A 21,125-nucleotide genomic window follows, 5' to 3' on the forward strand; every position below is an offset into this window, starting at 1 on the left:
TGATAAAGCACACGCAGGACTTTAGACGCGGGATAGAAGTATCGTTGTTTTGTAGCAAAACATGGTTTACTTTATTCATAGTCATACAAAATACGTACAAACATTTACGAACCAATAAAGATAGCTATTTAAATATTAGTGTTAATTTATAATGTAAAAATTCTTATAAAAAGGAATGCTCCTGCCAAATTGACAGGAGCATTATTTTTTCAAAACTTATTTACTTATATATATTTGAATTAAAATTAATATGAAGTCCAGCCGCCGTCTACAGAAATCACTTGTCCGTTTACGAAACTAGCTTCATCTGAACCTAAGAAGATAGCCAGTTGTGCAACTTCTTCTGGTTGTCCAGCACGTGGATTAATTGCCATACCTAATGCTTGGCGGCTCGCACCAAATTCACTCACATTTGTCATTGTAGAAGCAATGTTTGTTATGACTGCTCCAGGAGCGATACCGTTACAACGGATGTTGTTGTTCGCATACATAAAGGCAGTGTTTTTTGTTAGGCCAACGACTGCATGTTTAGATGCTGTGTAAACAGCACCAGCACGTGCACCGTATAATCCACCTGCAGAAATATTATTGACGATCGTACCGTGTCCTTGTTCCAAGAATAGATTCACTGCAATACGCATTGTTTTCATTACAGATACTGTATTCACAGAGAAAACCTTCTCCCAGCGTTCGTCTGAAACTTCACCAACAGGCTCCATTCCATCCATGATACCTGCATTATTAACAAGAATATCTAATTTCCCGTAAGCTTGTTTTGTTTCATCGAAAAGACGTTGAATATCTTGATCAGAGGTAACGTTTGTTTGAACAGCAATGGCCTCTGCACCTGTAGCTTTAATTACTTGTACTACATGTTGAGCCCCTTCTAAGTTTAAATCTGATACAACGACTTTTGCTCCTTCTTTTGCATAACCTTCTGCAATTGCTTTCCCCATGCCTGACGCAGCACCAGTGACAATTGCTACTTTATCTTTTAATCTCATTTGAATCGGCCCCCTTTGTCTTTTATTGTACAGTTGTTCAATAAAGATTATAATAATATAAAAGAGCGCTTACAATGAGCAAAAAAGTGATAAATGTTCAATAATTAACACATCGTAAGAAATGTGTTCAATAAGAGGTGAAAAAAATGATGCGTACAGATATGCGTATTGTGAAAACAAAAGAGGCGTTACATAACGCATTGCTAGAATTATTAAACGAAAAAACTTTAGAAGTCATCTCTATCTCGGAAATTTGCAGAAAAGCCAAAATAAATCGTGGTACATTTTACTTACATTATAAACAAGTGGAAGATTTATTTGGGGAGTATTTTAAAGAAATTACAGCAGATTTGACACGTTCTTATCAAGAACCTTATCGCTACGTATCAGTATTGAAAACTAGTAAATTAGATCCTTCTACAATTCGGATTTTTCATCATATCGAAAAATATAAAACTTTCTATAGAATTGTTTTTTCCAAAAAGGTTCCTTTAATGTACTATTATTTATTTTTTGAGGAAATAAAGCATTTATTATTTCAAGATAAAGGGTCTTTGCTTAAAGAAGGAGTGAATGATTCACTTTATTGTTCCTACCAAGCGAATGCAATTATTGGCATCATTATTGAGTGGTATCAAAATGATTTTTCTTATAGTACCAGTTATTTAAATAATCAACTTGTTCAAATTTTAAATATGGAAGTAGACGGTTAACACTTTATATATACTTAGGTAGGTGAACAATATTAATAGAAACATAGTTTATCATTCAACATTATGTATTTATTGTCTCACATCGCTTGTATATATCATCTTACTGAACATAGAAAATAGTCGTAATTATTTAGGGTTTACGATGGTTGTTCCGTTGTTAGCCGTTATTTTATATCAAAAAGTATATAAGAAACAAGAAATTTTCCATACATTTGGCATTTCACGTCCAACATTAAAATCACTAATTTTCCCTATTTTATTCCCACTACTTCTAGGTCTATGTCTCCATTTTTATTTTTATATTTATAATATAAAGTTCTTATTTAATCACTGCAATGAATTGGGATTTCTCATACTCATTGGTCTTACAATTGCAGCTTTGTCTGCATTTTTAGAGGAAATTATTTGGCGCGGGAATCTTCATTACTATTTACGAAAAAAATATTCATTAATACAAACTGCAATAATTACAGCTTCACTTTGGTCTTTATGGCATTTACCAGTAGCACTCTTTTATAAAAACTATGAGTTATGGTTTGTAGGAATATTAAGTTATCTATCGTTATTATTTATATTATCTATAATTTTGACGTATACGAGAGAGTATAGCCGTTCTGTGATAACACCTGCAATTTTACATGGTATGTTTAATGTATTTTATTTAACAAATGGAGTAGAAACAAAATGGGATATTAGCCTAATGGAATTAATTAAATTTATCTTGCTGGTAATTGTGTTTGGCATGATGTACCTTATACATCGAAAAGTTAAAGAATAATTTACAATAACAGAAAAAGGTGTTTCAGCTCGCAGTTTAATGTACCTTAATTAACTCATAAATACTTCAACACCTATTCAATAATCGTATAGGTGTTGAAGTTTCCTAATCTTAATTGAACGCCTCCGTTCTCACAGCACTTATTTCAATCATGGAGAATATAACAAGTATAACTAAACCTTTCATTTTCATTTTCATAAAAATACACATCTTAATCTTTTAAATAAGGAAGTATGCAGTCTTTAATTAACTTCCATCTATCTCCCACATTCGCCATAATTTCAGAAGAAATCACCACCACCAATTCCTTCTCCGGAATACAACAAATCATATTCCCACCATCGCCCATTGCACAGTATGAAAAGATTCCATCCTCTTCTCGTAACCACCATAAGTAACCATATTGATTTTGGTTCATTTTTGTCGATTCTTTTATCCATGATTTTGATAGTATTTGTTTTCCATTATGAATACCTTCATTCAAATACAGCTGTCCAAACTTTTCCATATCTCTAACCGTTAACGTCAGTCCCCAGCCACCCGTCGAAATACCATTTGGATCGTGAACCCATCCTTTTACATCTTTTCCGAATAAATCATCGAATCCAAATACTTTCATATTGTAGTTTGGAATTTCTCTCATGCCGAGTGGTTGAAATAAGTACTCATTCGCAAACTCACGCGCACTTTTGCCTGTTGCGTTCGTTATAATCGCTGATAGTATATGAGCTCCTGCAGATGAGTATTTAAAAGATCCGATTTCTCCACTATCCCCCATTCTATTAAGTGTATACTGTACCCAATCCTCTTGTGTACATAGTTCTTCTAACGGTTCCTGCCAGTCTACAAAAGGATGTGGAGCCGTCATCGTAAGAAGATGTCGTACTGTTATTTCAGATGAATTAACGTTATATTCCGGGAAAAATTCTATTACTCTTTGATCAACACTTTTTATATACCCTTTATCTACACATAGTCCAATTAACGCAGAGATTATCGTTTTGGTGACCGATGCCACATGAAATGTATCATCTGGCCCGTGTCCGTTATAATATTTTTCAAAAATAACATTACCTTTCTGTACTACTAACATACCATTAATATTTTTATATTCTTTTTTTATAATCTGATCTAACTTTTCAGCAGTTTTCATTATTCCTTCCCCTTTAACCTATGATTAAAAAGGTTCGATAGGTACATATATATCAACTATATGTTTATTTTCCGGGTGCTGCTTTGGGTCATTTTTATACATTTCAAAAGGATATGAATCTCTCGGCTTATATCCGCTATTTGGAAGCCACTCACCGTATAAGAAATCCCATGCTCCTTTATATTCATCTTGGAATATTTCAAAATGACCTACCGCATACTTTCCAGAAGGTATTACCATTATTCCAATGTCGCTCGTTTCTACTGCGGACTCATTCGGAATTGTTATACATAGACTTGTTCTTAAATGATAGTCTTCTGTGAACTCATGATGATCATGGTAAATTGTTAATACCTCCGTATCCTCGAATGCATGATAGTTTTGCTCCGATGCGTAATGAAATAGTTTTTCTATCATTTTCGGAAAATCTATAGCTAAATCTTTATATGTACCTACATGTCTTATGTATGCGACGTTTACTTTGTCCGCTGTTACAATTTCGACCTCTCCTCGAACCTTCTTACACTCATTGTATTGAGAATCTTCGCTAACGTCTTTGCAATTCTTGCTATTGTGATTTCTATATTGAGACGGACTTACTCCGTAATAACTTTTAAATGTCCGGGAGAAAACTGCTGAATCTGTGAACCCGAAGTAATACGCAATGTCTGTAATCGTCATATCTGTACGATAAGTAAGAAGGTGTGTTGCCCTCTCTAACTTCAAACGATTCACATACCGAGATAACGGCTCATCCATCATCCCTTTAAAAATTCTATGAAAATGAAATTTTGAGAAGCCTGCCACATTAGCTAAATCTTCAATTGAAAGTGAATCATTTATATGTGATTCTATATAGTCTTGCACTTTATAAATACGTCGTAAATACTCGTTTCTACTTTGAGAACTCTCCATATTTATCCCTCCTCACAACAAAAAGGCTAACTTTACGTCAGCCTACTTTACACATTTTTTAAAAATAAAACTCTACTCCCGCCGTTCCCATCATAATTTGTATGTACGGATACACCTTCTATTTCATCATCCCCAGCTTCAATTTGAAATCCGATTTCTTGATGAAATTCAATTGACTTTTTATTAACTGGTGACGTTATCGCTTTTACAACTTTACGGTTATTTGCACGGGCGACATCGAAGAAATAAGAATATAACGTCGATGCGATTCCTTTTCGTCTAAACTTCGGATTTACACCGATAAAATGAACGTACGCTTCATCTTTATGCGTCTGTGAAAAAAATCCACATAAGAAACCTAACGTTTTTCCATCTTCTTCAATGATAAAACTCGTTTCTTGAAAATGGACGAAAAACAACTTCGGCAACATACTAGCCATATCTCTTCCGCCCCACCAATCATTTAATACAGAATGAATATTTACATAATCTTCCCCTTGTATGTTTCTTACTCGCATATGTTTCTCCCTCTCACTCACTTCATTTTTTCATAAATTTTAATGACTGTTTCTACTAATAGAATGAATACCCATATCCCGCAAAATACAAGAACAGACTGGAATAGAGAACCTAGCATAACAACACTTATTAAACCTAATTCTGATCCTGAAATTGACATTTCACCAAATCCCATATTATGTATAAATGGACCCGTTGAAAAAATCATTAAAATAGATCCTATTAAATAAATAACACTCATTATTTTTAATATTTTTATAGAAAGATACGAAGTTTGTTCTTGCTCAACTTGTGATAATTCGATTTCCCCACTCGCAATTCCTTTTTGCAAACAGTCTTCACATAGAAATTCTTCTTTAATTTTTTTACCACCATGCAATGCACCTGTAATTTCTTTACAGCGCGAACACTTTCGATTTATCATGTTGTTATCACTCCACTCCTATAAGATTATACTTATATAATTCTATATTTTCCTTAATAACCCTTTTATGTATTTTATAGAGAAAGGTCGTGTTTTATGATTTCAAAACTTACATTTGGTTATAAAGAACCTACTGTTCAGTATGTATTACGGCCAAGTTGCTATGCGGTTATTTTTAACAATACTTGCTCAAAAATAGCTATCATCGAAAAAGGAGAACATTACTTTTTACCTGGTGGCGGTATGGAAGGTACGGAAACGAAAGAAGCATGTTTGCATCGTGAATTACTAGAGGAATTAGGTTGGGCGATTGAAATTGATCGTTCTATCGGTAATGCAGCACGATATTTTTATGCGGAAAAGGAAGATACATATTATTTCAATGATGGTTTCTTTTATATCGCAAATATGATACATCAGCAAATTAATAACTGTGAAGATGATCATGTTTTAAAGTGGATGTCTCCTTTACTTGCTGTAGAGCTTCTCATTCATGACCATCAAAAATGGGCCGTTGAACAAGCGCTTTTATTACGAAATAAAAAAGGATCTCCTTCTATATGAAAGAGATCCTTTTTACTGTTAGCTTACTTTTTTCAAATTGAGAGCTGGCTTTTTGATTCCGCCTTTTTTTACAACATATAAGCCGATAAAGATAATAAGTCCGCCAACGAGTTGCATCATATTGATTTGCTCTCCAATTGTTACAGCTGCAAAGATAACTGCGAACAATGGTACGAGATACATATAAACCATTACTTTCGTTGAGCCTATTTGACTAATACCGACATACCACATTGCTAGTCCGAAGATGGTCGCAAAGATGATTGAATATGCTAGTGATCCCCAGCTTGGCATATCTACTGGCCACGTTAATGTATTTACGTTGAATAAACAGTATATAACGAGAGGTACAATTCCAATTAAAGTAGACCATGATGTGACTCTCATTGCGGAGTATTTTGTAATAAGAGGTTGCGCTAAAATTGGATACCATCCCCACGCAATTGCTGCGACTAATCCAATTACATTTCCGAGCCACGCATATTCATAAGTTGCTCCTCCTGAATGCCCTGTTAATAAAACGAATGCTGCACCAATAAACGCTACTATTGAACCAATTTGTACTTTCATCGAAAAACGTTCTTGTTTGTGCAATACTGCTAATATCCCTGTAAATATAGGTGACATCGCAATTAATAATGAGGCGTTCGTTGCTGAAGTATATTTCACAGATAGCATAAACATCGTTTGGTACATTGTCGTTCCAACGATACCAACTGCTAATAATCGTAACCAATCTTTTCTTTCAATACGTAATGAGCGTTCCATAATAAATGTAATAAGTAATAATACCGGAGATGCTACTAAAAATCGTAAACTATTAAATTGAATGGATGACATAAATGCCACGCCATACTTTCCAATTGTATAATTTGCTCCCCATACTAATGCAACTGATACTAGGAGCCACTCCATTTGCCATCGTTTCATCCGAATCTCCCCTTCCCTATTTAGCATAGTAAAATTGGCTGGATATAACACCGTCCAATTGGCTGTTTTTTTACCCAGCCAATTTGTTATACTTAATGTATATAAGATTTGCGGAGGCGTTTGTATGGAATGGAAGCTAGATAACGACAGTAAAATCCCAATTTATCAGCAAGTTGTTGACTTTATTGAAAAACGTATTACATACGGAGAACTTCCCCCAGGTAGCTTCCTCCCTTCAGAACGGAAATTAGCTACGCAGTTAAATGTAAACCGAAGTACGGTAACAACTGCTTATAATGAACTACGTGCTATGGGAATTGTAGAAAGTACGACTGGTAAAGGTACACGTGTGAGTACACATATGTGGGGCGTTTCTCCAACATTAACGCCGAACTGGAGAGGTTTCGTAGAAGGTGGTACTTTCTTACCAAACTTACCGTTACTTCGCCATATTCGATCAGAAGTACAACAAAATGAGAACATTATAGATTTCGCAAACGGAGAGCTCGGTTGTAACCTCTATCCTCACGATCAACTACAAACGATTTTACGAGAACAACCGTTAACACAGTCATTAAGTTACGATCATCCGCAAGGCTATCTCCCGCTAAGACAAGCGGTAGTAAAATATATGAAGGAATATTTAAAAGTTGAAGCGACCGAACAATCGATTATGATTACATCCGGCGCCCAACAAGCACTTCACCTTATCGTACAATGTTTATTAAACCCAGGTGATGCGGTCGCTTTCGAAAGTCCATCACACTGTTATTCATTACCGCTATTCCAATCAGCAGGTATTCGTATTTTCCCGTTACCTGTCGATGAACACGGTATTAATCCAGACGATGTGCAAGAGTTATATAGAAAGCATCGTATTAAAATGATCTTTTTAAATCCAAATTTCCAAAACCCTACGGGAACGATGCTGCATCCAAACCGTAGAAAGAAACTGCTATCACTTTGCGCAGACTTACGAATCGCGATCGTTGAAGATGACCCGTCCAGTTTACTTACGTTAGAAAATAAACAACCTTGCCCTACTTTAAAATCGATTGATGAAAACGGAACAGTCATTTATGTTCATTCCTTATCAAAAATGATTGCGCCAGGGTTACGAGTTGGCTGGCTTGTCGCTCCGCAGTCTGTCGTAGAGCGATTATCAGATGCGCGTCACCAAATGGAATTAGGAATGAGTATATTCCCGCAGTGGCTTATACAACAATTTTTCGAAACTGTACCATTTCAGTCGCATATCGTACCGTTACGAAAACAACTTGCAGAAAAAAGAGGCATTATCGTTCGTGCCCTAAACGAGCAACTTCACGATAAAATCTCTTTCTCAAGCCCGACCGGTGGTATATACATATGGGGAAAATTAAACGAACCTATAAACGAAAAACAACTTATTATGCAAAGTTTAAAACAAGAAATTGCTTTTATGCCAGGTAGTATTTTCGGCGCGAAAGATGGTTATATTCGTTTATCTTATGGAAAAGTGAATATTGATCAAATTGAGGAAGGTATTTCTCGTTTGCGTGAGGCTATTTTGGTTTGTGGAAAATAACTTTAAATAAAGCTTTCTCGTTTGACAAAAGAAAAATCTACCATTATCATCAACTCGAACCTAGTTTTAGGAGTGATAAAATGAAAATTTACGTTGATGCAGATGCTTGTCCTGTAAAAGATGTGATTATTTATGAAGCTACGAATGCTGAAATTCCTGTTACCCTCGTTACTAGCTTTTCTCATTATTCTAATGCTAAGCAGCCAACAGGAGTAGAAACAATTTATGTTGATTCCGGAGCGGATGCTGCGGATTACCGGATTATGCAGTTAGCAAAAAAAGAAGATTTAATCGTAACGCAAGATTACGGTCTTGCTTCGCTAGCTTTAGCAAAAGGCTGTATCGTTCTACACCATAAAGGCTATAAGTATACGAATGAAAACATTGAACAACTATTACAAACACGGTATTTAAGTGCAATGGTTCGAAAAAGCGGCAAGCGTACAAAAGGGCCAAAACCATTTACAGCAGAAGATAAAGAGAAATTTAGAGAACTCTTTAAAAGTGTGATTACACTTTAGAAATGAACCTTCTATTTGTAGGGAAAGCTTAACAAAGAAAAGAAGAGAATATCCAAATGAACATTCTCTTCTTGAGGCTTACCCGTTTAAAAAGACGGTAAATTATCTAAGTTATTTTCCTTTATACCATCCGGTTCACTACGTATAATATCCCTACCATACTTATGAAATACGTCCACATGAGCTAACTTCCCTGATTTTGCTTCATCAAGAGCAGTAATATAATCTAACTCTCTTCCGCTACTCGTTTTAAAAGCAATTAAATCACCTTCATCATTTTTACGAACGGCAACTATTTGTTCTGCTCCTGAATCGACTTCCTGGTCCTGGACTACTTCCAATTGAGCTTGCTCTTCTCCTTGATGTAAGTATTCATTATAAACTTTTTGAAAGTCTTTTTTATCCATAAAACTCACCTCCAAAATATTTTATTAGTATGTTTGGAAGGTATTAGTTTTATGTACTTCTTCCATCAAGTTCACAAAAATACACTCCCACAAAGAGATAACCCCATTCATAATTTTTCAATCTATTACAAATTTATTTTAGAACTTTATAGAGTACCTCTCAATATAAGATACTCAAAACTGATAATATTATATCGAAAACATTTAAGAAATAGAGCTGTTCAGATGAATATCAAATGGAATAGTGAAAACATTATATTTGAGACATTGAGAGAAGCTGAAGTATGGACGGACTCAATCGGGAATGAAATATATGGACGTGTTTATGATGGTTATGTAACACCTGATTATAAGATTGCCTATGTTCTATTGGCTGAGGTCCCTCATTTTAAAGTTCATACAGAAATAGACGTAAATAATGAACCTTAGCTATATAAAGTATGGGTTATTTCATCTGCTAAAACACCATAGCAATTAGTCTACAGTGCTGTTTATTTTAACCTGTATTATAAATACCGATTCCTTAACGTACAGGGAATCGGTTAATTTGCGTCCAAATTGTGTCTAAACGTACAATTTCCCCGAAATGGTATGGTGACCCATGCGCATCAACTTAAGAAAAGTAAACACCCCAAAAAAGAAAAAAATGTAATTTTTTGTTACAGACTAACAAAAAATTACGTTCTAAGGGCGCTATGAACCTTTAAGCTGATGGAGATGTGATGCTACCCAGGAAGTTTCTAAAAAAAATTATTACTCTGAGTTCTTGTTACTTGATTGTACCCATTCCACCAATTTTAACATGTACATTAACTTTAACATCAGCCTTCGATAATGCTTTTCCCCATTTCTTTTGGACTCTTTTCCAATCTTTATATGTATAAGCTCGTGCATACAACCCCAATCCTATAGGATCAATTTCTGCTTTTTGTATTTTCTTTATTAAACGTTCTAAATCACTTTTTAACTGTTTTTCAATGCTTCTTTCTAATCTTTCTCCATCATTCCTAACATTAAAAGGAAACAGTCGTTCTGAAATTGAAATTCTCATATGTACATTTATATTAAACATAAAATGATTTTTGTATTGTACGTTTGTTTTTACTTTGGTACTTTGAGTATTAAAGCTTAACCAATGTTTTTCTTTGCTTTCAGATTGTAGCGGTACGGCAATAGTAAATGGAAATTCTCCCTGTATGTGATTCTGTAAGATACTTAATAATAAATTTTCTTTTGGTGTAATAGTTAGCTTATATCTATTCTGTTCATCAAGTAATGCTGAACCTATCAACTTTATATTGTTATTCTTTTTAAGTGCGCTAACACTCGCCGTCATTCCTTTTTCTTTTGTTTGGTTATGAAAATCTTGAAGAGTAGTTTTTACAGTAATATTTCTTCTATGTGCAGTCTCAATTAATTTTGCCAAATATATAGGAAGACGTGGTTTATTTTTGGGAGCATAATAAATTATGTCTGAAACAGGTCCATCCACAGCAACAATTCTTGTAGTAACCGTATTTTTGGGATCTCGATAAAAAGGATCTAAATAATCCGCCCACTTCTTTTGTTTTAAAAGTCGCTTACCAATCAAAATAAGTTGTGTCTTGCTTCCCGATGTCAAAGCCATAGCCATGGTGTCGAATTTTTCACGAGAGTTTCGCACTGTAACAGATTTCACACCATATTGTTCCTCTTTAATCTTGGCTTCTTTATTGAAAACAGGACTGGATAAGTATACTTTCAAATTATCATTTTCGTCCAAATCTAAACCCAGTATAAGCGTGAGTGTAACATCTTCTACATTCATTTGGTCTAAACACCCAGTGAGCAATATTAGCGGAATTAAAACACTGCATAATATTTTCTGCTTCAATGTGCTTCCCTCCGAAAGTATTTTTTGTGGATTAAGTTATATATCCATAAAAATACAGGGAATAAGAAAGCTAATACAAGTCCAGCTTTCGATGTAAGCTTTTGAAATAGTTCAGATTCATTCCATGAGGGATGGATCCAAAACGTTACTATAATTACTGCCAATAATAAAATAGCTACATGAAGAGTATGATCTTGTTTTCCAATTAGTTGACTAGAACAAAATACAGCACCGTATACACAAGGAATCCATGCAGTAGAGACGACAATTAGATAAATAGCCAATAAAATCATATCAAACCGTTCTAAAAAACGAAATTCAATAACTTTAAGCAAGTTTAGTACAGGTTGATTAAACTCTAAAATTGCATCTGGACTGAAGTACGAAAAGCAGATAAGGATAGTAAATAGATAAAATATAAATGTTAAGGTATTTGCTATAATAATTCCTTGCGTTGCATATTGCTTTTTTTGCAAAAAAGGATAAAGAAAAAATGCAATTTCAAATCCTATAAAGGAAAAGATAGTAGACGGAACAGCCGAAAAGACAGGTTTCCAACCCTCCTTTAATACTGGAAGAAAGTGTAACCAATTGCTATCTTTTAATGGTATGAATAAAAAAAATGGAATCCACATTGTCATATAAAAGCATAATTCGCAGTATCGACCTATTATCCGAACACCATTGCGTGCAACCAAAAAGGTTGGAATAGAGAATAGAAACAAAATAATATAGTCGGGTGTTTTTGGAAGGAGCCAGCCCTTAATATAAAGCATGCCATTAATTAGAACTGTCCATGCGTAAAAAGCAAAATATATCATATAAAGAATAATTACCATGGTACCAATGATTTTCCCAAACAATCGAATAAGAATTTCATATAAGGTATCATTTGGATAGTGTTTGGCTGTTTGAATTAGCAAAATACTGGCAGTCATAGCGCAAAACCAACCAATAAATAGTGCTATCCAGCTATCTGTTCCAGCTTTTTCTGCAAGTACCCTTGGAAGGGACAGAATTCCAGTTCCTACTTGTGAGGCATTAATAATAAAGATGTATTGCATGACAGTGATGTCATTATATGCATATTTTTTCATATTTTCACCCTTTATCAGGATTGGTTTCTTTGTGATTCTTCGTAATATTTTTAGATTTTCTCTTCATTGACCACAAAGGAAAGCGAACGAACGTGTCCTTCATACCTGATATTCGAAAAGGTGACAAAGGACTACCATAAGGAGTACCTAAAGACTCTAAACTTATAAGATGTGCAATTATAGTCATCCAGCCGATAATAATTCCTACAATTCCAAATAAAGCAGCTAATAACATCATAGGAAAACGCAGTAATCTTATTGCCAAACCCATTTCAAAATTAGGAACAATAGAAGAAGCTATAGTTGTAATAGCAACAATAATAATCATGATATTACTCACAATCCCTGCTTGAACAGCAGCTTGTCCAATCACAATACCTCCAACAATCCCTACGGTCTGGCTAATGGGAGTGGGTAAACGAAGGGCAGCCTCTCTCATCATTTCTAAGGTAATCTCCATAAGTAAAGCTTCTATCACCGGAAGAAACGGAACGCGTTCTCTCGATTCTGCAATTGATAAATAGAGCTGTACAGGAATAACTTCATAATTAAATGAAATAAACGCTACATATGTTGCAGGTAACAATAAGGCTATAAAAAAACTTATAAAACGTAGTAATCGAACAGAGGAAGATACTAACCAACGTGTGTTGTAGTCATCTACCCATTGAAAGAAGGAAATGAAATTTATGGGGGCAATCAAAACATTGGGACTTCGATCCACAACAATGGCGAATCTCCCCTGAAGGATGTGTGATACAGTTGAATCTGGTCTTTCGGTCAAGATAAACTGCGGAAAGGGTGAATATGGATTATCTTCAATAAATTCAATTATTTCGCCAGTATTAATAATCGAGTCCACCTTAATATTTTGAAATCTAGTTTCCAATTCCTTAAGTACATCTTGAGAAGCTACATCTCTTAAATATAAAATAGATACTTTGGTCTTCCCTCTACTTCCAATTAAAACCTCTTTTAATACTAACTCTCTATTAGGAATATATCTTCGTATTAAAGCTATATTCTGACTAGATGTTTCTACAAACCCTTGATGCGTCCCTTTTAGAGATATTTCATTTCTAGGTTCTGTTATATCTCTTTGTGGCCATCCTTTTGTATTTAGTTGATACCCTGTGTTTTGACCGTGAATTAATAAAATACTATCCCCTTGAAAAATAGCATTTTCGACTTGATTCCAAGTATTGATTGTTTGAATTTCTCCTATTGTGACAGGTAGACCATTACTAACATCAAATGGGTTATGCATCAAAGGGGGCAGTATATTATTATGAATAGATTGTTTATCTGTTAATCCAGATAAGTATATCAAAGCGGCTTCTGATTTATTTACTAGTTGAAATTGACGAATTACCAAATCAGGAGCTTGTTGAAAAAGCTTTTGAAGATCATTTGTGTTTTGGAATAAGTCACAGCTGATATTATGATTTCCCATAGTTTCTTTCTGAACATTTGAATTTCTGTTCTCCGAATCATTTATAGAATAACGTCCTTGTTTTAAAAATTTAAATATAGAAAACACAACATTGACTCCCCTCGAAAAGACTTTTCAGTATTTTTATTGTGTATAGTTTAAAAGGATTTATACCACTATTTACTTCAGCAGCAATTTTGTTCTTCAAGCAAAATTCCAACTTTGTAAACAATCTATTTTCACCATATCTTTACACTGTATTATAAAATATTTTAAGATTTTATGAATTTGCTTCTACATATCAGGATTGGATCGGAGTAGCCAAAATGCTAGTGTAAAATTTCAACTAGAGTATGCTTTACCATGTGGTCAGTTTCTACATGTTCATGTAGGATCAGGAAAGTATAATGAGAAAATTTATGGTTCCATTTGTTTAACGAGAATGCTTTGTGAATAAATCAATTGTTTTTTCAGATACATAGTCCTAATCTTTATCAAACGTCTCTTATTATTGTATATTCTTTAATAAGAATTCTGTAATCTCTTCATTTAGTTCATGATGGAAATATTCTCGATTAAAACCAGGTGGATCTTGCGACGGAAGAAAAGACGCATTCGTCATTTCTTTTGGAAACGGGCTAAGAAACGAAAAATGTCCTGCGTTCTCAACTATTTTATGTTGAATTTTAGTACTGTCAGTTATCCCGTTCAATATAATTTCCGCATGAAAATAAGGTGTAAATCGATCTTTCTCCCCAACAAGTATCAAAATAGGGATGTTTATGCCTTCCAAAGCCCCTTTTGTTTTAAACCAAACTGAAGCTGGCGCTAAAAGAACTAAAGATTTTATTCTGTAATCAGGTGTAACATTGATAAGATGAGATTTCTCATCAAAAGACTCATAAGGGAAAGAGGTTGATATTCCTCCTGATGCTGCTAATGCTGTGTATCCTCCCATAGAATGTCCGATGACTGAAACAGAATCAGGTTTTAAAACCTTTGTAAAATCTTCACTATTAAAGAACCAATCAATCGCCATAGAAATATGTTTTGGCCTAATAGTTAGATTATCGACTGTACCTTCCACTGTATTGTCGTTTCGATTATTGAATGGATGCTCAAGCATTTCCACAACAAATCCGTTACGAGCCAAGTGACGAGCAATCGTTCGATAAACTAATGGTGAACCACCAGTGCCATGAGATATTAAGACCAATGATACTTTAAATACATTTTTACTTTATTTGGATATGTACAATTACATAAAATTATGTATAATTTCGTCTAAAAAAGTCTTTCCATGTCGATTCATGTAGATTAAACTTTAAATATAATAGTTTAATGTTTTTGCTTCACCCTCTTCATAGGAGAAATGAAGGGTTGTTGTCATTTTCGTAATAGTAAGCGCTTATAAAATGTCCAATCATTTCGATATGTAATATTTCATAAAACATTGTTGGTTTATTTTTTAAAATATTCAGGGAAATAGAAGGAATTCAACAGAATAATTTATCAGACAGGGAGAAAATGATCGTATGTATCCAAAATTTATTGATAAAATAGCGTTTTCGAAGGCGCATAAAGAGTTATTAATTAAACTATATAATAAAGAAATTTCAAGAAGCGAGTATAATCAATTGGTAGATGCTTTTTATCGTCCACAACAAAAGTAAATATGAAGTACGTGTTTATTGTTTTATGTCTTTTGTAGAAACAAAGTTCGTTTTTATCATTTTTGGGACAAGCTCTTCTGCTAGGTTGATGGGCATGTGGAGGTACCCCTACTTCAAAATGTTATCTCCAACTTTTTGACACATTGTTTTTCATAGAAATCACGCCACTTCAAAAGGTGTACCCTTTGATCCGAAAATAATTCACATTAAATTATTGTAATTTTATATAAATTATTTAAAATATAACATCTATATATCAATGTTATTCAATTGACTTTATAGGATCCACAATGGTGATATTCAGTCTTTGTACAATTGGATTATTAAGTAATATAGTGAAAATAATGAATGGCACAGCGAAAATATTTAACTATGTATTATTTGTATTTATCTTATCAGCAATAATTTATTATTTATAAACTTCTTATCAAGTAGGAAGAAAAGAAAAAACACTAGCTTAATAACAGTGTTTTTTCTTTTCTATTTATAGGTCAATGTATTTTATTTGAATAAAAAAGAGGATATTATGATAAAGAAAAATAGAATAGGCACAATTATACCGATTTTAATACCGGTTTTATTGATTTTATCTATTGTTAATGTTGCATACAAAATTATTTTAACTGAATTTGTTGGAGCCTCTATACTTTTACCTGTATTTCTTTGTCCAATTGGATTTATCTTAGCTATTTTTTCCTATGTAGTAGATAAAAATATCGGAGCGAAAATCGGGATACTATTAAATGTGTTAGTATTTTGATTCCTTTTATTTGGATATTCGGAAGAATTATGTAGTTGAAATTTAATCCGGACATCTCTTCTATATCACTAAATCTATGAACATATAAAAAAGGAAGGGAATTTTTATAATTCTCTTCCTTTTTTATTTACGAGAAATTTCATGTTCATTTGCTATTTAGTACTTCGAAAAATGCTGTAGAATTTATCTCTATCATTATAACAGTATAAAAGTTGGTTATAAGATGCAATATTACATATCAAAATCTTTATTTGTTCTGTTATAATTTTAAGAGTAAATTATTCATCCATTAATTTACACCATCCATATCTACAGTTATGGAAACCCTAATTACATATAAAAAGAGAGAAGAACATTGGTGAGTTCTTCTCTTTTTTATATACTTAATATTACTATTCATTTTGACGCCCACAATTCACACATGCTCCCCGACTCCGTTGCTGATAAACCAATGTGCTGTCGCTCCCCATAATAATCCTCCTACCGTACATAGAAGTTGATTTATAACAGGCCAATCAATGAGTTGAAAATGTAGCATGAATGAATAAGCGAAATTCTGTAATACCCGGACATCAGGAATTACAAACACTAGGGTGATACACATTATCCATGCAAAATGAGCAGGATTGCACGTGGAATTATTTCTCCCCATATTCGAATTGTAGCCAATGCAATGATTGATCCAAGCCACACCCGATGCAAACGATTGCCACTCCTCCCACATCTGATTGTACGTTTGCTAAAAATGATCCCATCATAAACCCTCTGGAATCATTTTCACCAAAAGGGAATCCTGGTCGATCCAGCCTTTGAATATCAAACCCGCAACCATTATCATGAATAGAAAGATATTGTAGGCATCCTATTTAAAAATGAGGTGCACACCATATTAGTGAAGCAGGCATATATATTTCGTATCTATCCAAATAAAAAACAAGTACTATTAATTCCTAAATCTATTGGTTACTGTTATTTGGTATTTAATCGTCTTCTTTCTCTATAAAATTATACATGTGTTACACAAACCCACTTTTAAGTCCATATTTACTTCTTAAAATAAACAGCACCAAAGTTTTCATTAAACCTCTTACACCAAACAGAAACCGAACCATATGCACTTACATCTATCCCTTCAGGAATTTCGTAGTTTTGGTCTCCTTCATTTCCCTTTAATTTTCCTAATTCAATATACTGATAGTTTTTCACGTCTTCATTATTTTTCAAACGATTCGTAGGAACTAATACAACTCGCACATCCGGCCCATTAGATGTTTTAAAATCAGAAAGTCGTAAAACACGTTTTCCATCCGCTAATTGATGAATTGTTGCCGTTCCAATTGTTTCATGAACACCATTTTGAAACCTTCCTTCACTTATTACTCGATCACTTTGTTGCTTTGTTTCATTTGATTGTACTTCTGTTTGTGGCAATGCTTCATTCACTTGCTTATCAATAAATAATTTCTCTGGTCGGAACAATGACCATAAAACCCCCATTACAATTATCAAACCGCCTATAAACCATACATATTTTCTTTTCATAAAGTAAAAAGCCTCCTGTAACATACTGTGTAGTAGTATGTTAGCAAGAAGGTCTTTCATTTTTATAACATAAATATTACAAAAGTCTTTCAGCGGTCTTATTTTTTCTGATGCGATGGGAAGCGTAAACCAAAATTCACTACCCTGCTTGCCGTCTGCGCGCCCCCTCTCACCATTTTATCTCTTGTGCATTTCAATCAATGATTTTGCAATAGCTAATCCAAATTCAGGACTTTGCTTGCAAGAGTCTTAGAATTTTTTTGCATCAGAACCATTAAAAGTATAGTGAGGCCTATTCAGGAAACTTAAAAAGAGCAGTTAGTAAATTTAGTTTTTAACTGTGGCTTTAACTCAATAATCTTCTGAAGAATTAACAGTAGCAGAAATCTTTTGTTTTTCATTGCCAGAGACATGTCTCTCTAATTAAATCTCAGGTGTCGCATATTCTCCTGAGAAACCAATCTTAGTAATGACAACATCCATATTTTTTTCTGTTTTAAAGTGATTAATAGTTGCTTGATTAGCTGTTTCTTTAGTCTTTAGCTAGGCTTCTTTACTATATTCATCTATTATACCGTAATCCATAATTGCATATACATAAGCACCTCGTGTTAGTAACGTAGCACTTCCTAAGACAATGTCCATTCATAATTCCATTCTATTGTTTATTTATTTTGTTCATATAAACACTTTGAATTTTAAAGTACCTTATACGCTTTTTCTATTTCATTAGACGAAAATAGCATTATATTTTTATAAATTTCTTTAGAGAATTTTTGTAAGGAAATATATTAATTTTGAATGGTACAAATAGGGAGAGTAACTTCAACCGTTGTTCCTTTATTTATTTCACTCTCAATAAATACCTTTCCGTGATGTGTTTCGATAATTTTATAGCAGATCATTAATCCTAAACCAATGCCCTCTTCCTTAATACTGTAGAAAGGTTCTCCTAGATATGGTATACGTTCTTTTGAAATTCCACACCCTTGATCCATAAAACGAATGATTATTTGATCATTATCAAGTTTATCAATTTGAATCAGAATTTCGCCTCCCGTTGGCATGGATTCAATTGCATTTTTTAAAATATTAACAAATACTTGTTTTAATTGATTTCCTTCGCATGGAATCAATGGAATATCAGGTGTAAAATCGATTCTAATTTGTATATTATTCATCATTGCTTGAGGTTGCAGTAGCGTCAAAACTTGATCCATTAGCACACCAATATCATTAGGTTGTATCTTTACCACCTGTGGTTTAGCTACCGCCATAAATTCATTTGTAATACTTTCTATACGCTCAATCTCTGATGATACTATATTTATATAACCCTGATCATTCTCATTTCCCGTTGATTTTAGTAATTGCATAAACCCTTTCATTGCGGTTAATGGATTATTAATTTCATGAGCCATTGCAGTCGCTAATTGTCCTACGACAGCAAGTTTTTCAGATTTTCGTAGTAATTCTTCTGTTTTTAACCGTTCAGTAATATCACGAGAAATGCTTAGGAAAACTATTTTACCATTTAAGTTAAAAACACGGACACTAAACTCAGTTGTTATTATTTTTCTTGTTGGAAAAACATATTCATCTTGCAAAGTGAAGGAAGTTTGTCCCTCTCTAATTTTTTCTAGTAACCTTACGATCAATCGAGAATCTTGTGGTACAACACTTGGAAATGGCAACGAGAGCAGTTCTTCTCTACTATACCCAAATCTTTTACACCCAACAGGGTTTACCTCAATAAATCGACTTGGAACATGATCTTCATTCAGCTCTACTACATATACTGCGTCAGTTGCTTGTTCGATTAGTGCACGGTACTTCATTTCACTATCTCTTAATTGTTGGTGTAATCGATGCCTTTCTCTTTCTGCTTGTTTTCTTTCAGAAATATCTCTACATATTGCTGATAAAGCTATCACATTTCCTCTTACATCTAGTATAGGAGAAACTGTCAGACTGACATCAAGAAGACTTCCATCGTTACGTTGTCTAATCGTTTCTAATCTAGTAACTATGGATTCCTCTGTTAGAATTTTCTGGATATTTTCAAGTGATTCATCCATTAAGAAATCTGGTACACAAGGTAATCTCTTACCTATGATTTCTTGTGATGACCACCCAAATATCTTTTCATAAGCTTTATTGGCTTGTAAAATATGCCCTTCTCGATCAGATATGGTAATAGCATCTACATTATGCTTTATAAACGATTCCAGTAATTCTTTGGTAGCTCTTAATTCTGATTCTACCTTTTTCCTTTTGGTTATATCGACTGTAGAACCAACAACTTCAATAACTTGTCCATTTCGTTTAATCGGCATAAGCGCAATAAGAATAATAGTTTTATCATTTGGCCAGGGTAATTCGAATATAATTTCTTTTCCTTCCCATGCCTGAAGATAATGCTTCATCAATTGTGGAACTAAATGTGGAGGAACAATAGAAGCATCAATAGTGCGTAAGCTTTTTCCTACCACCTGTTCAGAATAAAATCCTTTTTGATAATAAAACTGCCCATCACATAAAGTGTGTATAAAGTGCTTACCCACTTTTTTAAATTTAAAAATCCCGCCTTGAAGTTCATGTACGGTATCTGTGAGTTCTTGCTTCGATTTAATTAATTCTCGATTTATTTTAGATAAATCTTGTGTTAAATAATACAATCTCTGGTAAGCTTCCATAAGAAAGAGCCCGATTAGAAGTCCTAAAGCTATATATAATAAGCCTCCAGTGTAAAGCAATGTAGTATTAAAACATAAACCAACTAACCACTTTATTCCCACAAAAACAGAAAAATATAAAGATGCACTTTTAAAAGGATGAAGGTTTTTAAAATATGTTTTAAAAGTAGCAAATAGGATACTCATACTTAAATATGCAATCACAGGTGGCTCCCAATACCCACCAATGTAAAGGATACGCATTATAATAATGCTAATTAATGTAATCCAACCAGCAATGCGACCAAAGTAAATAAAAGATAAAATAAGAGGAACAACTCTAAGATCGTAGGAAAATCCCATGTACGGAAAAGAAAAGAACATCAAAGTAACTGCGATAATCCCTCCATAGAATTTTTCAAAATATCGCCTGGAATGAATCGTAAACACTTGAATAAATATTGCTGCGCTAACTAATAGAGAAAAAATAGAAAGATTGATGAAATAATCTTTAATAATCATGTAATGTCCCTCCTTGGATTAAGTATATTCGACAAAAAAGCAGAAAATCCTACAAA

General features: G+C 33.7%; 21 protein-coding genes and 3 pseudogenes. 10 read left to right on the forward strand and 14 right to left on the reverse strand.

Features of this window, described 5'->3' with window-relative positions; translation table 11 throughout:
• Positions 1-245 precede the first annotated feature (245 nt).
• Complete coding sequence (locus ABH957_RS03900; RefSeq protein ID WP_159146809.1) at positions 246-1,004, reverse strand: SDR family oxidoreductase; 759 nt, start codon at positions 1,002-1,004, stop codon at positions 246-248.
• Positions 1,005-1,150: 146 nt separating this feature from the next.
• Between ABH957_RS03900 and ABH957_RS03905 the strand changes: the two genes are divergently transcribed.
• Both ABH957_RS03905 and ABH957_RS03910 read left to right on the forward strand, forming a co-directional pair.
• Positions 1,151-1,717, forward strand: a complete 567-nt coding sequence (locus ABH957_RS03905) for a TetR/AcrR family transcriptional regulator (protein ID WP_404510664.1) — start codon at positions 1,151-1,153, stop codon at positions 1,715-1,717.
• Between the two features lie 22 nt (positions 1,718-1,739).
• Positions 1,740-2,495 (forward strand): CPBP family intramembrane glutamic endopeptidase, encoded by a 756-nt coding sequence (locus ABH957_RS03910; RefSeq protein WP_159146811.1) that lies wholly within the window; start codon positions 1,740-1,742, stop codon positions 2,493-2,495.
• Positions 2,496-2,706: 211 nt separating this feature from the next.
• Here the strand turns inward: ABH957_RS03910 and ABH957_RS03915 are convergent, their stop codons facing one another.
• The 4 genes from ABH957_RS03915 to ABH957_RS03930 are packed head-to-tail and all read right to left on the reverse strand — an operon-like array spanning position 2,707 to position 5,506.
• Positions 2,707-3,648: a serine hydrolase domain-containing protein gene (locus ABH957_RS03915; protein WP_404490840.1), complete on the reverse strand. Its 942-nt coding sequence runs from the start codon at positions 3,646-3,648 to the stop codon at positions 2,707-2,709.
• A gap of 24 nt (positions 3,649-3,672) precedes the next feature.
• Positions 3,673-4,563 carry an AraC family transcriptional regulator gene (locus tag ABH957_RS03920; protein ID WP_404453287.1) on the reverse strand — a complete coding sequence of 297 codons (891 nt, stop codon included), beginning with the start codon at positions 4,561-4,563 and terminating at the stop codon, positions 3,673-3,675.
• 47 nt (positions 4,564-4,610) lie between these two features.
• A complete protein-coding gene (locus ABH957_RS03925; RefSeq protein WP_002066078.1) occupies positions 4,611-5,081 on the reverse strand; it encodes a GNAT family N-acetyltransferase in 471 nt (156 codons plus the stop codon).
• A gap of 17 nt (positions 5,082-5,098) precedes the next feature.
• On the reverse strand, positions 5,099-5,506 hold the full coding sequence (locus ABH957_RS03930; protein WP_404453284.1) for a DUF3980 domain-containing protein: 408 nt from the start codon (positions 5,504-5,506) through the stop codon (positions 5,099-5,101).
• Positions 5,507-5,602: 96 nt separating this feature from the next.
• On the opposite strand from ABH957_RS03930, the gene ABH957_RS03935 reads away from it, so the two are divergent.
• A complete protein-coding gene (locus ABH957_RS03935) occupies positions 5,603-6,070 on the forward strand; it encodes an NUDIX hydrolase (RefSeq protein ID WP_002066073.1) in 468 nt (155 codons plus the stop codon).
• Positions 6,071-6,088: 18 nt separating this feature from the next.
• Here ABH957_RS03935 and ABH957_RS03940 read toward each other — a convergent pair whose 3' ends face one another.
• Complete coding sequence (locus ABH957_RS03940; protein ID WP_404453280.1) at positions 6,089-7,000, reverse strand: DMT family transporter; 912 nt, start codon at positions 6,998-7,000, stop codon at positions 6,089-6,091.
• A 124-nt stretch (positions 7,001-7,124) separates the two neighbouring features.
• Here ABH957_RS03940 and pdxR point away from each other — a divergent pair, with 124 nt between their 5' ends.
• Together pdxR and ABH957_RS03950 are read left to right on the forward strand one after the other, a co-directional pair.
• Positions 7,125-8,567: a MocR-like pyridoxine biosynthesis transcription factor PdxR gene (gene pdxR / locus ABH957_RS03945; RefSeq protein ID WP_404490839.1), complete on the forward strand. Its 1,443-nt coding sequence runs from the start codon at positions 7,125-7,127 to the stop codon at positions 8,565-8,567.
• An 80-nt stretch (positions 8,568-8,647) separates the two neighbouring features.
• Positions 8,648-9,088, forward strand: coding sequence for a YaiI/YqxD family protein (locus ABH957_RS03950; protein WP_002084774.1), 441 nt, complete (start codon positions 8,648-8,650; stop codon positions 9,086-9,088).
• An 86-nt stretch (positions 9,089-9,174) separates the two neighbouring features.
• Here ABH957_RS03950 and ABH957_RS03955 read toward each other — a convergent pair whose 3' ends face one another.
• Entirely contained in the window at positions 9,175-9,495 is a 321-nt protein-coding gene (locus tag ABH957_RS03955; protein WP_201031315.1) for a DUF3892 domain-containing protein, read from the reverse strand.
• 231 nt (positions 9,496-9,726) lie between these two features.
• Here ABH957_RS03955 and ABH957_RS03960 point away from each other — a divergent pair, with 231 nt between their 5' ends.
• A complete protein-coding gene (locus ABH957_RS03960) occupies positions 9,727-9,924 on the forward strand; it encodes a hypothetical protein (RefSeq protein ID WP_033712249.1) in 198 nt (65 codons plus the stop codon).
• A gap of 340 nt (positions 9,925-10,264) precedes the next feature.
• On the opposite strand, the gene ABH957_RS03965 is transcribed toward ABH957_RS03960, so the two are convergent.
• The 3 genes from ABH957_RS03965 to ABH957_RS03975 are packed head-to-tail and all read right to left on the reverse strand — an operon-like array spanning position 10,265 to position 14,005.
• Entirely contained in the window at positions 10,265-11,368 is a 1,104-nt protein-coding gene (locus ABH957_RS03965) for a Ger(x)C family spore germination protein (protein WP_002168107.1), read from the reverse strand.
• Positions 11,365-12,465, reverse strand: a complete 1,101-nt coding sequence (locus tag ABH957_RS03970) for a GerAB/ArcD/ProY family transporter (RefSeq protein WP_061688485.1) — start codon at positions 12,463-12,465, stop codon at positions 11,365-11,367. Before ABH957_RS03970 ends, ABH957_RS03965 begins: the two co-directional genes overlap by 4 nt.
• Before the next feature lie 4 nt (positions 12,466-12,469).
• Positions 12,470-14,005 carry a spore germination protein gene (locus ABH957_RS03975; RefSeq protein WP_002120381.1) on the reverse strand — a complete coding sequence of 512 codons (1,536 nt, stop codon included), beginning with the start codon at positions 14,003-14,005 and terminating at the stop codon, positions 12,470-12,472.
• A 69-nt stretch (positions 14,006-14,074) separates the two neighbouring features.
• Between ABH957_RS03975 and ABH957_RS29445 the strand changes: the two are divergent.
• Positions 14,075-14,342, forward strand: a pseudogene (locus ABH957_RS29445) (IS4 family transposase); the annotation flags it as partial.
• A gap of 63 nt (positions 14,343-14,405) precedes the next feature.
• On the opposite strand, the gene ABH957_RS03980 reads toward ABH957_RS29445, so the two are convergent.
• Entirely contained in the window at positions 14,406-15,113 is a 708-nt protein-coding gene (locus ABH957_RS03980; RefSeq protein ID WP_061688486.1) for an alpha/beta hydrolase family protein, read from the reverse strand.
• Between the two features lie 319 nt (positions 15,114-15,432).
• Here ABH957_RS03980 and ABH957_RS03985 point away from each other — a divergent pair, with 319 nt between their 5' ends.
• From ABH957_RS03985 to ABH957_RS03995, 3 genes and pseudogenes are all read left to right on the forward strand, one after another.
• The gene (locus ABH957_RS03985) at positions 15,433-15,570 is read left to right on the forward strand and encodes a hypothetical protein (protein ID WP_000283272.1); all 138 of its coding nucleotides are present in this window, start codon (positions 15,433-15,435) and stop codon (positions 15,568-15,570) included.
• Positions 15,571-16,096: 526 nt separating this feature from the next.
• A pseudogene (locus ABH957_RS03990) lies at positions 16,097-16,365 on the forward strand (hypothetical protein).
• Between the two features lie 857 nt (positions 16,366-17,222).
• Positions 17,223-17,333, forward strand: a complete 111-nt coding sequence (locus tag ABH957_RS03995) for a helix-turn-helix domain-containing protein (RefSeq protein WP_157380763.1) — start codon at positions 17,223-17,225, stop codon at positions 17,331-17,333.
• 41 nt (positions 17,334-17,374) lie between these two features.
• Here ABH957_RS03995 and ABH957_RS04000 read toward each other — a convergent pair whose 3' ends face one another.
• The 3 genes and pseudogenes from ABH957_RS04000 to ABH957_RS04010 form a co-directional block, all read right to left on the reverse strand.
• Entirely contained in the window at positions 17,375-17,872 is a 498-nt protein-coding gene (locus tag ABH957_RS04000) for a DM13 domain-containing protein (protein ID WP_002120388.1), read from the reverse strand.
• 76 nt (positions 17,873-17,948) lie between these two features.
• Positions 17,949-18,094, reverse strand: a pseudogene (locus ABH957_RS04005) (sensor histidine kinase); the annotation flags it as partial.
• 569 nt (positions 18,095-18,663) lie between these two features.
• Positions 18,664-21,069, reverse strand: coding sequence for a PAS domain-containing sensor histidine kinase (locus ABH957_RS04010; protein ID WP_404510666.1), 2,406 nt, complete (start codon positions 21,067-21,069; stop codon positions 18,664-18,666).
• Positions 21,070-21,125: the final 56 nt, after the last annotated feature.

Origin of the sequence: Bacillus sp. RC242 (genome assembly GCF_044908245.1) — a bacterium.
GTDB classification, from domain to species: domain Bacteria; phylum Bacillota; class Bacilli; order Bacillales; family Bacillaceae_G; genus Bacillus_A; species Bacillus_A mycoides.

Bases quoted from the DNA above. Each gene is read 5' to 3' on its own strand.
- ABH957_RS03900 (WP_159146809.1), bottom strand. From the start codon at position 1,004: ATGAGATTAAAAGATAAAGTAGCAATTGTCACTGGTGCTGCGTCAGGC.
- ABH957_RS03905 (WP_404510664.1), top strand. From the start codon at position 1,151: ATGATGCGTACAGATATGCGTATTGTGAAAACAAAAGAGGCGTTACAT.
- ABH957_RS03915 (WP_404490840.1), bottom strand. From the start codon at position 3,648: ATGAAAACTGCTGAAAAGTTAGATCAGATTATAAAAAAAGAATATAAA.
- ABH957_RS03920 (WP_404453287.1), bottom strand. From the start codon at position 4,563: ATGGAGAGTTCTCAAAGTAGAAACGAGTATTTACGACGTATTTATAAA.
- ABH957_RS03925 (WP_002066078.1), bottom strand. From the start codon at position 5,081: ATGCGAGTAAGAAACATACAAGGGGAAGATTATGTAAATATTCATTCT.
- ABH957_RS03930 (WP_404453284.1), bottom strand. From the start codon at position 5,506: ATGATAAATCGAAAGTGTTCGCGCTGTAAAGAAATTACAGGTGCATTG.
- ABH957_RS03935 (WP_002066073.1), top strand. From the start codon at position 5,603: ATGATTTCAAAACTTACATTTGGTTATAAAGAACCTACTGTTCAGTAT.
- ABH957_RS03940 (WP_404453280.1), bottom strand. From the start codon at position 7,000: ATGAAACGATGGCAAATGGAGTGGCTCCTAGTATCAGTTGCATTAGTA.
- pdxR (WP_404490839.1), top strand. From the start codon at position 7,125: ATGGAATGGAAGCTAGATAACGACAGTAAAATCCCAATTTATCAGCAA.
- ABH957_RS03950 (WP_002084774.1), top strand. From the start codon at position 8,648: ATGAAAATTTACGTTGATGCAGATGCTTGTCCTGTAAAAGATGTGATT.
- ABH957_RS03955 (WP_201031315.1), bottom strand. From the start codon at position 9,495: ATGGATAAAAAAGACTTTCAAAAAGTTTATAATGAATACTTACATCAA.
- ABH957_RS03970 (WP_061688485.1), bottom strand. From the start codon at position 12,465: ATGAAAAAATATGCATATAATGACATCACTGTCATGCAATACATCTTT.
- ABH957_RS03985 (WP_000283272.1), top strand. From the start codon at position 15,433: ATGTATCCAAAATTTATTGATAAAATAGCGTTTTCGAAGGCGCATAAA.
- ABH957_RS04000 (WP_002120388.1), bottom strand. From the start codon at position 17,872: ATGAAAAGAAAATATGTATGGTTTATAGGCGGTTTGATAATTGTAATG.
- ABH957_RS04010 (WP_404510666.1), bottom strand. From the start codon at position 21,069: ATGATTATTAAAGATTATTTCATCAATCTTTCTATTTTTTCTCTATTA.